This window comes from Pseudomonas brassicacearum, assembly GCF_003732265.1.
Lineage (GTDB): Bacteria > Pseudomonadota > Gammaproteobacteria > Pseudomonadales > Pseudomonadaceae > Aquipseudomonas > Aquipseudomonas brassicacearum_D.
In genome coordinates this window covers 1-294 of the sequence record NZ_MOBK01000252.1, presented here as the reverse complement: position 1 = coordinate 294, position 294 = coordinate 1, and the positions used below count along the sequence as shown (strand labels likewise).

At 60.5% G+C, this 294-nt stretch carries 1 protein-coding gene; it reads left to right on the top strand.

Annotation, left to right across the window (positions count from 1 at the left end):
• A partial coding sequence (locus tag BK660_RS31120; protein WP_311202924.1) for a carbon starvation CstA family protein occupies positions 1-294 on the top strand: 294 nt, incomplete at both ends.

Sequence of the window (294 nt, the reverse complement as noted above, 5' to 3'; positions counted from 1 at the left end):
GGTCGGTTCGATCGGGCTCGGTGGGCAGATTTCGGCTGATCCGGTGTGGGCCAAGGCGTTCAGCTTCACCGGGATTCAAATTACCTGGATGCTGATCGGCTACGGTTTTGTAGCCGCGGTATTGCCGGTGTGGCTGATCCTGGCGCCGCGTGACTACCTGTCGACGTTCCTGAAAATCGGCACCATCGTCGCCTTGGCAATCGTCATTCTGGTGACCATGCCCGAGCTGAAAATGCCGGCGCTGACCCAGTTCATCGACGGCACCGGGCCGGTGTTGAAGGGCGGGTTGTTCCC